Raw genomic sequence first — 12256 nt, forward strand, 5'->3', positions numbered from 1 at the left:
TGGGAGCTGGCGTGCCTGCGACGACGTCATCAGCCTCATGCAAAACAAGAGGCTGCCTCAGTATATGGTGAATTTTCAGTCATCATCCAAACGCGCAAAATCGGCCCATGAATACTTTCCTCGCGTTCTACCAAAACCTCGGGCCGGCCCTTACATTACTGGTGATTGGCACATTTCTGCTGGCCGGTACGGTCAAGGGTGTGATCGGCCTGGGCCTGCCCACCGTCGCCATGGGCATGCTCGGCCTGGCTATGTTGCCGGTGCAGGCTGCGGCGTTGCTGATCATCCCCTCGACGGTCACCAACCTCTGGCAACTGGCGTTCGGCGGCCATCTAAAGGCCTTGGTCAAACGCCTGTGGCCGATGCTCCTGCTGGTTTTCCTCGGCACCGGGCTGGGCTCGTTGTGGCTGGGCATGGACGGCGGGCACTGGGTGGTGCGGGCGTTGGGCGGGGCATTGCTGGTGTATGCCTTGAGTGGTTTGTTGCTGCCGACCTTCAAGATCAGCCCGACCACCGAGCGCTGGCTTGGCCCGTTGTGCGGCGTGCTGACCGGGATCATCACGTCGGCCACCGGGGTGTTCGTGATCCCGGCGGTGCCGTATCTGCAAGCGTTGGGCTTGAACCGCGATCAACTGGTGCAGGCGCTGGGGCTGTCGTTCACGGTGTCGACCCTGGCGCTGGCGGCCGGGTTGTTCTGGCGCGGCAGCCTGGGCGGCGGCGAATTGAACGCCTCGTTGCTGGCGCTGGTGCCGGCATTGCTTGGGATGTGGCTGGGTCAGGCCGTGCGCCAGCGCATCAGTGCGGTGCTATTCAAGCGGGTATTTTTCATCGGCATGGCCGCATTGGGTGGCCATCTGCTGATCAGTGGTTAAGAATCAATTGCTGATTCGTGCTTTTTGCTCAAATGTATTTTGCAGTTTCGACGCTTATTCCACAGCATCGGCCCCGTTACCCTGCCTTCAGACATTTTTAATCTTTAGGCACATCCATGAAAAAAGTTCTGTTGCTCAACGGCGGTAAACAATTCGCCCATTCCGATGGCCGCTACAACAGCACCCTGCATGAGGCCGCCCTGGCCGTGCTCGACCGTGGCGGCATCGACGTCAAGCAAACCCACATCGACGCCGGCTACGACGTGGCCGAAGAAGTCGCCAAATTCCTCTGGGCCGACGTGATCATCTACCAGATGCCCGGCTGGTGGATGGGCGCCCCATGGATCGTCAAGAAGTACATCGACGAAGTCTTCACCGAAGGCCTTGGCAGCCTGTACGCCAGCGACGGCCGTACCCGTTCCGATGCCTCGCAGAAATACGGCAGCGGCGGCCTGATCCAGGGCAAGCAATACATGCTGTCCCTGACCTGGAACGCCCCGCAGCAAGCCTTTGACGACCCCACCGACTTTTTCGAAGCCAAGGGCGTGGACGCGGTGTACTTCCCGTTTCACAAGGCCAACGAATTCCTCGACATGACCGGCCTGCCGACCTTCCTGTGCGTGGACGTGATGAAACGCCCGGCCATCGAAGCCGACGTGGCGCGTTATGAGCAGCACCTGGCGCAGGTGTTTAACCTGAGCCTGTAATGCGGCTAGTATCCGTGCAGCCGCTATAAAGAGGATTCACGTTGAAAGCCCGATCCGATGAGCTACAGATCTTCGTCTGCGTGATTGAATGCGGGTCGATTTCCGCCGCCGCCGAACAGGTCGGGCAGACGCCGTCGGCGGTCAGCCGTACCTTGTCGCGCCTGGAAGCCAAGCTCGACACCACCTTGATCAACCGCACCACGCGGCGCATGGACCTGACCGAAGAGGGCAAGTATTTTTTCGAGCGGGCCAAGGTGATCCTCGAGCAAATGGACGACCTGGAAGAGCGCCTGTCGTCGCGCCAGCAAACCCCGTCGGGTCGACTGCGGATCAACGCGGCGTCGCCGTTCATGCTGCATGCGATCGTGCCGTACATCGCCGAGTTTCGTGGCCGGTACCCGGACATCCAGCTGGAGCTGAACAGCAACGACCTGATCATCGACCTGCTGGAGCAGAGCACCGACATCGCGATCCGCATCGGTGCCCTGGCGGACTCCACCCTGCACGCCCGCTCGCTGGGTTGCAGCCCGCTGCATATCCTTGCCAGCCCGGCTTACCTAAAACAGCACGGCACGCCCACCACCGTTGCCGAACTGGCCGAACACACCTTGCTCGGCTTCACCCAGACCGAAACCCTCAACCACTGGCCACTGCGCCATGTGCACGGGGATCGCTGGCAGATCCAGCCGGGCATCGCCGCTTCCAGCGGTGAAACCTTGCGCCAACTGGCGCTGGAAGGGCAGGGCATCACCTGCTTGTCGGACTTCATGACCGCCCAGGACATCAAGACCGGGCGCCTGATACCGGTACTGGCCGAATTCAACAGCGGCTATCGCCAACCGATCAACGCCGTGTACTACCGCAACTCGCAATTGGCCTTGCGCATCCAGTGCTTCCTGGACTTTATCCAGGGCAAGCTGGCCAGCTACGCCAGCTGATTCGTGACCCCTGCGCAAGATTGAATTGGGCAATACGGACTTATTCCGCATGGATAGGTCCGCAATACTTAACCCATCAATTACTCACGCAGGGAGACACCTCCATGAACGTATTCATTACTGGCGCTGCCGGTTTTATCGGCGGCTCCATCGCCACTGGCCTGGTCCAGGCTGGCCATAAAGTCACAGGCTTGGTACGCAGCGCCGAACAGGCTGAAGAAATGACCGCACTGGGCATCACGCCTGTGATCGGCACGCTGGACGACAGCGCGTTGTTGAGCGAACAGGCGAAGAACGCTGACGCGGTGATCAACGCGGCCAGCAGCGACCATCGCGGCGCCGTGGAAAGCTTGCTGGCAGCCTTGCGCGGTTCCCACAAGCCGTTCCTGCACACCAGCGGTTCGAGCATCGTGGGTGATGCGTCGGGCGGTAAGTCGAGTGATGTCATTTACTTCGAAGACAGCCTGCCGGAGCCGACCGTCGACAAGGCTGCTCGCGTGGCCATCGACAATTTGATTTTGGCGGCCGCCAAAGACGGCGTGAACTCGGCGGTGATCTGCAACACATTGATCTACGGTCACAGCCTGGGCGTGAAGCGCGACAGCGTGCAATTGCCGCGTTTGCTCAAGCAGGCGCGTAAAAGCGGTGTGGTACGCCACGTGGGCACCGGCCAGAACATCTGGTCCAACGTGCACATCGAAGACGTGGTTGCGCTGTACCTGTTGGCGCTGGAAAAGAATGTGCCGGGTACTTTCTACTTTGTGGAGAGTGGCGAGGCGGCGTTTGTCGACATGACCACCGCGATTGCCGAAGCGCTGAAGCTGGGCAAGCCACAGGATTGGCCGTTGGCAGATGCTGAAGCCGAGTGGGGCTATGAAATGGCCAACTACGGTTTGGGCTCCAACAGCCGTGTGCGTGGCAAGCACGCCCGCGAACTGCTGGGTTGGGCGCCGAAGCGCACTTCTGTAGTCGAGTGGATTCGCAACGAGATGGTGTGATGTTCGCTTGAAACCGAGTTGAGCCCTTCGCGGGCAAGCCCGGCTCCCACATTTTGATGTGTGAACACGATCAAATGTGGAGGCTGGCTTGCCTGCGATGGAGGCAACAGGGTCTACCTGTCATGACACTGCACTAGCCCCACCCCGCCCAATTCCGTACCATCCCTCGCCTTATCCCCGCAACTCCCCGGTACTTCAATGAACCTCACCCGTCTGCGCGCCGACGCCCTGGCCGGACTCACCACGTCGTTTGCCTTGCTGCCCGAATGCATCGCCTTTGCCCTGGTGGCTCACCTCAACCCGCTGATGGGCCTTTACGGCGCGTTTATCATTTGCACCCTGACCGCGCTGTTCGGCGGCCGGCCTGGCATGGTCTCCGGTGCCGCCGGTTCGATGGCCGTGGTGATCGTCGCGCTGGTGGTGCAACACGGTGTGCAGTACCTGCTGGCCACGGTGTTGCTGGGCGGCCTGATCATGGTTGCCTTCGGCCTGTTGCGCCTGGGCAAGCTGGTGCGCATGGTGCCGCACCCGGTGATGCTCGGGTTCGTCAACGGCCTGGCGATCATCATTGCCCTGGCGCAGCTGGAGCATTTCAAGAGCGGTGACACCTGGCTCAACGGCACGCCGTTGTACGTGATGACCGGGCTGGTCGCGGCAACCATGGCCATCGTCTACCTGCTGCCGCGCCTGACCCGCGCCGTGCCGCCAGCGCTGGTGGCGATCCTCGGCGTGGGTCTTGCGGTGTACCTGCTCGGCCTGCCAACCCGCACCCTGGGCGACATGGCCCATATCGCCGGCGGCTTGCCGACCTTCGCGCTGCCGCAGATTCCCTGGACCCTCGAAACCCTGCACATCATCGCGCCCTACGCGATCCTGATGGCCATGGTCGGCCTGCTGGAAACCCTGCTGACCCTCAACCTCACCGACGAAATCACCGAGACCCGTGGCTACCCGGACCGCGAAAGCGTGGCCTTGGGTGCCGCCAACATGGTCTCGGGATTGTTCGGCGGCATGGGCGGCTGCGCGATGATCGGGCAAACCGTGATCAACCTCAGCTCCGGCGGGCGCGGGCGCTTCTCCGGGGTATTTGCCGGGGTGATGATCCTGTTGTTCATTCTGTTTCTGTCACCGCTGATCGAGCGCATTCCGCTGGCGGCGTTGGTGGGCGTGATGTTTGTGGTGTCGCAGCAGACTTTTGCCTGGGCTTCGTTGCGGGTGATCAACAAGGTGCCGCTCAACGACGTGCTGGTGATCATGGCGGTGACGGTGATTACCGTGTTCACCGACCTGGCGACGGCGGTGCTGTGCGGGATTGTGATTGCGGCGCTGAACTTTGCCTGGCAGCAAGCGCGCGAGCTATACGCGGATGAGCATATGGAAGCGGACGGCAGCAAACTCTATCGTCTGCACGGCACACTGTTCTTCGCCTCGACCACGCCGTTCCTGAACCGGTTCGACCCGGCCAACGACCCGGCCCAGGTGACGCTGGATTGCCGTCACTTGAGCTTCGTCGACTATTCGGCGATTGCTGCGTTGATGACCCTGCGCGAGCGCTACACCAAGGCCGGCAAGCACTTGCGGGTGCTGCACCTGTCCGAGCGCTGCCGCAAACTGCTCAAGCGCGCCCGGGTGCAGCACGACTGACAGTTGCTGAAGTGCGATTGCGTAGCAGCTGTCGAGCTTTGGCGAGGCTGCGTCCGCGGTGCATCTGACACACCGAAGTCTCAGGTTTTACGACTGCTGCGCAGCCGAACGCGGCCTCGTTCTACTCGACCGCTGCTACGCAAGGGTGTGTTCGGCCATCATGGCCCGACCAGGTTTTCCAGTTCCTGGGCGCGGGTCTGGGTCATGTCCAGCAGGCAACCGGAGCCGTTGACCTGATCAATGGTGCCGCCGGTTGCCGAGCCAATGAAGCCGCAATTGGCATCACGAAACTTGAGCCACTGGCGCTGCACGTCCTGCAATTGCTGTTTGCGGTTGCCTTCCATCGCCGTCATCGCCGCTTTGTAGGCGGTGTTCAGGCGCGCGTCCTGCACTTTGGTTTCCTTGGCATTGCAATCGACCATGTCGGCGGTGGTATTGGCGCCGTCCATGCACTTTTTCAGCGCCGGGTTCTCGTCGGCCGAGGCTGTGCCGCACAAGGCCAGCAGCAGTGCGCTGGCGGCGAAAGGGACAAGCAGGTGTTTGCGATTCATTCTGGGTTTTCCTGGTCATGAGTCGGTGTGCAGTCTAAGACTCGGCCTGCGCAGTTGAGTTTCCAGCCCCGGCAATCTTCATGTAAGAACGCCCCCCGGATTTTCATTCACGTGTCCTGGGCATATCCCTGAGCGACAACGCTTATCTGTGGGCGAAAATTACTTTCATAAAAATTGAAAATCTACCTCGGTAATGATTTATGACTTTCACAACCTATTCGACGTGACCCTTTTCGAGGAGTACCGCATGGCCGCATCACCGGGGTATTGGCTGTTGATCTACGCCGCCATCGCCATCATTGCATTGATCGTATTGATCGCGCGTTACCGGCTCAACCCGTTTATCGTCATCACCCTGGTGTCCATCGGCCTGGCGCTGTTGGCCGGGATGCCGGCGGACACGATCATGGGCTCCTATGAGGCGGGCGTCGGCAAGACGCTGGGGCATATCGCCCTGGTGGTTGCGCTGGGCACCATGCTCGGCAAGATGATGGCCGAATCCGGCGGCGCCGAGCAGGTGGCGCGCACGCTGATCAACCGCTTCGGCGAGCGCAATGCGCACTGGGCGATGGTGTGCATTGCGTTTCTGGTGGGGTTGCCACTGTTCTTCGAGGTCGGTTTTGTATTGCTGGTGCCGATTGCGTTTACCGTGGCGCGGCGGGTGGGCGTGTCGATCCTGATGGTCGGTTTGCCGATGGTGGCGGGTTTGTCGGTGGTGCACGCGCTGGTGCCGCCACATCCGGCGGCGATGATGGCGGTGCTGGCCTATAACGCTTCAGTCGGGCAAACCGTGCTGTATGCGATTCTGGTGGGTATCCCGACGGCAATCATTGCGGGGCCGCTGTACGCCAAGTTCATCGTGCCGCGCATCCACCTGCCGGCGGAAAACCCGCTGGAACGTCAGTTCATCGACCGCGAGCCGCGCACCCGTCTGCCGAGCTTCAGCCTGACCATGGGTACCATCCTGTTGCCGGTGGTGCTGATGATGATCGGCGGCTGGGCCAACCTGATTTCCACGCCGGGCACTGCGTTCAACCAGTTCCTGTTGTTTATCGGTAACTCGGTGATAGCGCTGTTGGTGGCGACCCTGGTGAGCTTCTGGACGCTGGGCCTGGCTCAGGGTTTCAACCGCGAGTCGATTCTCAAGTTCACCAACGAATGCCTCGCACCAACCGCCAGCATCACCTTGCTGGTAGGTGCGGGCGGCGGTCTTAACCGGATTTTGGTGGATGCCGGCGTTACCAATGAAATCCTCGGCCTGGCCCATGCCTTCAACCTGTCGCCGCTGGTGATGGGCTGGCTGTTCGCCGCGCTGATGCGTATCGCCACTGGCTCGGCCACTGTCGCGATGACCACCGCGTCGGGCGTGGTAGCGCCGGTCGCCATGGGCCTGGGTTATCCACACCCGGAACTGCTGGTGCTGGCGACCGGTGCAGGTTCGGTAATCTTTTCCCACGTGAACGACGGCGGCTTCTGGCTGATCAAGGAATACTTCAATATGACGGTGATCCAGACCTTCAAGACCTGGACCGTGCTGGAGACCCTGATTTCGGTGGTTGCCTTCGGTCTGACTTATGGTCTGTCCTGCATCCTGTAACCGGAGACCCCATGGACATCCTCTACCAGATCCGCGCCCGCCAGGATTCCTTCAGCGCCGGCGAAGGGCGTATCGCCAGGTTGATGCTCGATGACGTCAGCTTTGCAGCGTCCGCCAGCCTGGAAGAGTTGTCCCAACGGGCGCAAGTCAGCACTGCCACCCTGTCGCGTTTTGCCCGCAGCGTCGGGTGCCGCGACTTGCGCGACCTGCGCCTGCAACTGGCCCAGGCCAGCGGGGTTGGCAGCCGTTTCCTCGACCCCGCGGGGCTGCCCGAACAATCGGCGTTTCACCGGCAGATTCTCAGCGATATCGAGGCGACGTTGCGCCGGCATTTGTCCGGTTTCAACCAGCGTAGTTTTGTCGACGCCGTGAGCCTGCTGGGCAATGCGCGGATGATCCATGCGTTCGGCATGGGCGGGCCCTCGAGCCTGTGCAGCGACGAGTTGCAAGTGCGCCTGGTGCGCCTGGGCTACGCGATCGCCGCCTGCCACGACCCGGTGATGATGCGCGTGACCGCTGCCACCTTGGGGCCGAAGCACGCGCTGATCGTCTGCTCGCTGACCGGCATCACCCCGGAGGTATTGGGCGTGGTGGCGCTGGCGCGTAACTACGGCGCCAAAATCATCGCCATCACCCTGCCGGATTCCCCGCTGGCGCAGCTGGCCGATGTGCTGCTGCCGCTGCAACCGGCGGAAACCAGTTTTATCTACAAGCCAACGGCGGCGCGCTACGGAATGCTGTTGGCCATCGACGTGCTCGCTACCGAGCTGGCGCTGGCCATGCCGGACGACAACCAGGAACGCCTGCGACGGATCAAGCTGGCCCTGGACGATTATCGCGGCGGCCCCGACAGCCTGCCGCTTGGAGACTGAGATGAAGTACCACACGCTGATCCGCCAGGCGCTGATCATTGATGGCAGCAACACACCCGGCTATGTCGCCGATGTGGCGTTGCGCGAAGGGCGCATCGAGAAGATCGGCGACCTGTCCCAGGACAGCGCCGAGCATGAAATCGACGCCACCGGGCGCGTGCTGGCGCCGGGGTTTATCGACGTGCACACCCACGACGACACGGTGGTGATTCGTCATCCGCAAATGCTGCCCAAACTCAGCCAGGGCGTGACCACGGTGATCGTCGGCAACTGCGGCATCAGCGCATCGCCGGTCAGCCTGCGCGCCGATCCACCAGACCCGATGAACCTGTTGGGCACGCGCGAGGCGTTTGCCTACCCGCGTTTTGCCGATTACCGCGCGGCGGTGGAAAGTGCCCATCCGGCGGTCAATGTGGCCGCGCTGATCGGCCACACGGCGCTGCGCAGCAACCATATGGACGACCTGCACCGCACCGCCACGGCGGATGAAATCGCCGCGATGCGCGTGCAGTTGCAGGAGAGCCTTGCGCACGGTGCCCTGGGTTTATCCACCGGGCTTGCCTACGCCAGCGCCTTCAACGCCGAGACCGATGAAGTGCTGCAACTGAGCGAAGAACTCACGGCGTTCGGTGCGGTGTACACCACCCATTTGCGCAGCGAATTCGAGCCAGTGCTGGAGGCGATGGACGAGGCGTTTCAGATTGGCCGTCATGCCAAGGCGCCGGTGATCATTTCCCACCTCAAGTGCGCGGGCGCCGGCAACTGGGGGCGCAGTCCACAGTTGTTGGCTTCACTGGAGCTGGCGGCGAAGACCCATCCGGTGGGCTGCGATTGCTACCCGTATGCCGCGAGCTCTTCGACCCTGGACCTCAAGCAAGTCACCGACGCGTTTCGCATCACCATCACCTGGTCGACGCCGCATCCGGAAATGGGCGGACGGGATCTGCAGGACATCGCCGCCGAATGGGCCGTGCCGCTGGTGGACGCCGCCCGGCGCCTGCAACCCGCCGGGGCGGTGTATTACGGGATGGATGAGACCGATGTGCAGCGGATCCTGGCGCATCCGCTGTCGATGATTGGCTCGGACGGGCTGCCCGAAGATCCGTTTCCCCACCCACGCTTGTGGGGGGCGTTTCCACGGGTGCTTGGGCATTTCAGCCGGGACCTTGGGTTGTTCCCGCTGCACACTGCCGTGCACAAGATGACCGGCTTGTCGGCGGCACGTTTCGGGCTGGCCGAGCGCGGTGAAATTCGCGAAGGACATTGGGCCGACCTGGTGTTGTTTGACCCGTTGCGGGTGCGGGATGTAGCCGACTTCAAGGCGCCACAGCGTGCGGCTGAAGGGATTGACGGTGTGTGGGTCAACGGTGTGTTGAGCTACAGCGACGGAAAGGCCAACGGGCAGCGGCCCGGAAGGTTCCTGGCGCGCAGCGGGGATTTGCGCAAGGGGTTCGCGGCCTTATAGTGGCGGCTTTCAAACACGGAGCAATCGCCATGCACTTAGGAAAAGTCACCCCGATTTTGCGCAGTTTCGATGAGGCCAGGACCCTGGCGTTCTACGTCGATTTCCTGGGGTTCAAGGTCGATTGGCAGCACCGCTTTGAAGACAACTTTCCGCTGTACCTGCAGGTGTCGCTGGGGGAGTGTGTGTTGCACTTGTCCGAGCACCATGGCGATTGCTCGCCAGGTGCGGCGGTGCGGATTCAGGCTCAAGGGTTGGACGCGTACCAGCAGCAGTTACTGGCCAAGCACTACCGCAACGCCAAGCCCGGGATTGAAGACACGCCGTGGGGCAGCCGCGAGATGAGCATCAGCGACCCGTCGGGGAACCGGTTGGTGTTTGTTGAGGAAGTAGCGGTTTAAACCCGTTCTAATGTGGTGAGGGAGCTTGCTCCCGTTGGGCTGCGCAGCAGCCCCAAAACCAGGCGCCGGGTTTACCTGAACGGTCTCGGTTGTCTGGATTGGGGCCGCTTCGCGACCCAACGGGAGCAAGCTCCCTCGCCACAGTTGAAGGGGCTTGCGTTGAAGGTGGTTTACACCCGGAAATGGCTGACCATCTGTTGCAACTGCCCGCCCAGGCGCGCCAGTTCCACACTCGACTTGGCCGTCTCGTCACTGGCTGCTGCCGTCTGTTCCGACACGTCCCGCACATTCACGATGCTGCGGCTGATTTCTTCAGCCACGGCGCTCTGTTGTTCGGCAGCGGCGGCGATCTGCTGGTTCATCGACTGGATACTCGACACCGTACGGGTGATGTTTTCCAGTGATACACCGGCCTTGCGCGTCAGTTCGACGCTGCTGTCGGTGAGGCTGCGGCTGTTGTTCATCACGGCGGCGACTTGCTGGGTGCCGTTCTGCAAACCGGCCACCAGGCCTTCGATTTCTTCGGTGGATTTCTGGGTGCGCTGGGCCAGGCCGCGTACCTCGTCGGCGACTACGGCAAAACCACGACCGGCTTCACCGGCACGCGCGGCTTCGATGGCGGCGTTGAGTGCCAGCAAGTTGGTCTGCTCGGCCACGGCCTTGATCACGTCCATCACGCTGCCGATCTTGTTGCTCTCTTGCTGCAGGTGCGTCATGGCGTCGGTGGAGCGGGCCACTTCGGCGGCCAGACGCTCGATCTGGGCGATGGCTTCGGCCACCACCTTGTCACCGGCGCGGGCTTCGCCGTCAGCGGCGGAGGCGGCTTGGGAAGCTTGTTCGGCATTACGCGCGACTTCCTGCACGGTGGCGGTCATTTCGTGCATGGCGGTCGCCACTTGATCGGTCTCGATCTTCTGGCTGTTGACCCCGGCGCTGGTTTGCTCGGTGACGGCCGACAACTCTTCGGCGGCGCTGGCGATCTGGGTCACGCCGTCGCGGATGCCGCTGATCAGTTCACGCAGGGTGGTGCCCATGCGCTGGATGCCCTGCTGCAATACGCCGAGTTCGTCGCGGCGGGTTACCTGGATGTTGTGGCTCAGGTCACCGGAGGCGATGCGTTCCACCACGGCGAGGGTCTCGCGCAGTGGGCGGGTAATCTGGCGAGTGATGACCACGGCCGCCACGATGCCCACCAGCAACGCCAGCAATGTGCTGATCAATTGCAGGCTGCGGGCCTGGGCGCTTTCGGCGTCACGGCGTTGCAGCTGGAGGTCGTACAGCTTGTCGCTGATGCTGACAATGTCGGTGCCTTGGGTGGTCATTTCTGCGCGGGCGACAACGATGTTGGCGTTGGCAGCCTTGTAGTTCTGCAGGGCGCTGCGATAGGCGCGCAGCGCGGTTTCCAGTGACCCCAGGGCGGCCTGTTGGCTGGCTCCGAACGCGGTATGCAGGTCTTTCAAGCCGTCGATGGCGTTCTCGATCTGCGCCACAGCACGGGCTTCGGTGTCGGCGTTGACGTTGCCGGTGTAGCCGCGCACTTCGTAGCGCGCCAGCTGGAATTTTTGTTTGGCGGTGGTCACGGCCTCGAACTGGGCGAAACGCTCGGCGCCGTCGGGCATCTGCCGCACGCTGGTGTCCAGGGCATCGATCTGCGCGTTGGCGATGTCGGCCTTGTCGCCCATGACCTGGCGTGCGGCGTTGCCGTTGCGGTAGGCCTCGCGCATTTTGTTCAGCGACTGCTGGTAGGCGGTGATGATCGCTTTTTGCTCATTGAGCAGCTTGAGGTTTTCGCTGCTCTTGAAACTGTCCAGCAGCTTCTGTTGCTGGGCGGCAAAGCCGTCGAGGTTGGTCTGCACGTTTTGCGCCACGGTTTCGTCACCGTTGGCCAGCATGTATTGCAGGCGTACGATCCGCAGCTTGGTCAGCGAAGCGTTGAGCTGGGTGATGTCGCTCATCCAGTTGCTGCGGTCGATCAGGCCGCCCAGGCTGGTCCAGCCGGTGAGCGCAAGGATCGAAGTAAGCACCAGCACCAGGCCGAAGCCCAGGCCCAGTTTCATGTTGACGCTGATGTTGCCGAACCAACTATTCATCGCATTCCTCCAGGAACAGATTTGCGGGTACATCCGGTTGCTGGAAGTAGCGACCAGCCGATGGGTAGTCAGGAGGTATCGGCAGCCCTGGCGAGAGCTGAAACGGTTTTTTCGTGTGCGCAGG

11 protein-coding genes and 1 pseudogene are annotated in these 12256 nt (G+C 62.0%); 9 read left to right on the forward strand and 3 right to left on the reverse strand.

Annotated elements, in window-relative coordinates; all coding sequences use genetic code 11:
* The first annotated feature begins 107 nt into the window (after window positions 1-107).
* The 5 genes from ACZRN6_RS22920 (at window position 108) to ACZRN6_RS22940 (ending at window position 5159) form a co-directional block, all read left to right on the forward strand.
* Window positions 108-872, forward strand: coding sequence for a sulfite exporter TauE/SafE family protein (locus tag ACZRN6_RS22920; protein ID WP_464008904.1), 765 nt, complete (start codon window positions 108-110; stop codon window positions 870-872).
* Window positions 873-988: 116 nt separating this feature from the next.
* A complete protein-coding gene (mdaB, locus tag ACZRN6_RS22925; RefSeq protein WP_464008905.1) occupies window positions 989-1579 on the forward strand; it encodes an NADPH:quinone oxidoreductase MdaB in 591 nt (196 codons plus the stop codon).
* A gap of 41 nt (window positions 1580-1620) precedes the next feature.
* Window positions 1621-2517 (forward strand): LysR substrate-binding domain-containing protein, encoded by an 897-nt coding sequence (locus ACZRN6_RS22930; protein ID WP_464008906.1) that lies wholly within the window; start codon window positions 1621-1623, stop codon window positions 2515-2517.
* 104 nt (window positions 2518-2621) lie between these two features.
* Complete coding sequence (locus tag ACZRN6_RS22935) at window positions 2622-3515, forward strand: NAD-dependent epimerase/dehydratase family protein (protein WP_322143138.1); 894 nt, start codon at window positions 2622-2624, stop codon at window positions 3513-3515.
* A 198-nt stretch (window positions 3516-3713) separates the two neighbouring features.
* Window positions 3714-5159, forward strand: a complete 1446-nt coding sequence (locus ACZRN6_RS22940; RefSeq protein ID WP_322143139.1) for a SulP family inorganic anion transporter — start codon at window positions 3714-3716, stop codon at window positions 5157-5159.
* A gap of 158 nt (window positions 5160-5317) precedes the next feature.
* Here ACZRN6_RS22940 and ACZRN6_RS22945 read toward each other — a convergent pair whose 3' ends face one another.
* Window positions 5318-5710, reverse strand: a complete 393-nt coding sequence (locus ACZRN6_RS22945) for a lysozyme inhibitor LprI family protein (RefSeq protein ID WP_322143140.1) — start codon at window positions 5708-5710, stop codon at window positions 5318-5320.
* Between the two features lie 247 nt (window positions 5711-5957).
* Here ACZRN6_RS22945 and ACZRN6_RS22950 point away from each other — a divergent pair, with 247 nt between their 5' ends.
* From ACZRN6_RS22950 to ACZRN6_RS22965, 4 genes are read left to right on the forward strand one after another with little or no spacing between them, the layout of a single operon-like run.
* A complete protein-coding gene (locus ACZRN6_RS22950) occupies window positions 5958-7307 on the forward strand; it encodes a GntT/GntP/DsdX family permease (protein ID WP_322143141.1) in 1350 nt (449 codons plus the stop codon).
* An 11-nt stretch (window positions 7308-7318) separates the two neighbouring features.
* Window positions 7319-8179 carry a MurR/RpiR family transcriptional regulator gene (locus ACZRN6_RS22955; RefSeq protein ID WP_464008907.1) on the forward strand — a complete coding sequence of 287 codons (861 nt, stop codon included), beginning with the start codon at window positions 7319-7321 and terminating at the stop codon, window positions 8177-8179.
* Between the two features lies 1 nt (window position 8180).
* Window positions 8181-9644 (forward strand): N-acyl-D-amino-acid deacylase family protein, encoded by a 1464-nt coding sequence (locus ACZRN6_RS22960; RefSeq protein WP_464008908.1) that lies wholly within the window; start codon window positions 8181-8183, stop codon window positions 9642-9644.
* Window positions 9645-9673: 29 nt separating this feature from the next.
* On the forward strand, window positions 9674-10042 hold the full coding sequence (locus ACZRN6_RS22965) for a glyoxalase superfamily protein (protein ID WP_464008909.1): 369 nt from the start codon (window positions 9674-9676) through the stop codon (window positions 10040-10042).
* A 170-nt stretch (window positions 10043-10212) separates the two neighbouring features.
* Here ACZRN6_RS22965 and ACZRN6_RS22970 read toward each other — a convergent pair whose 3' ends face one another.
* Together ACZRN6_RS22970 and ACZRN6_RS22975 are read right to left on the reverse strand one after the other, a co-directional pair.
* Window positions 10213-11076 carry a methyl-accepting chemotaxis protein gene (locus ACZRN6_RS22970; protein WP_464008943.1) on the reverse strand — a complete coding sequence of 288 codons (864 nt, stop codon included), beginning with the start codon at window positions 11074-11076 and terminating at the stop codon, window positions 10213-10215.
* Window positions 11068-12165 (reverse strand): annotated as a pseudogene (locus tag ACZRN6_RS22975) (methyl-accepting chemotaxis protein); the annotation flags it as partial. The gene ACZRN6_RS22970 and the pseudogene ACZRN6_RS22975, both read right to left, overlap by 9 nt.
* Window positions 12166-12256 lie beyond the last annotated feature (91 nt).

Source organism: Pseudomonas sp. A125, assembly GCF_055409485.1.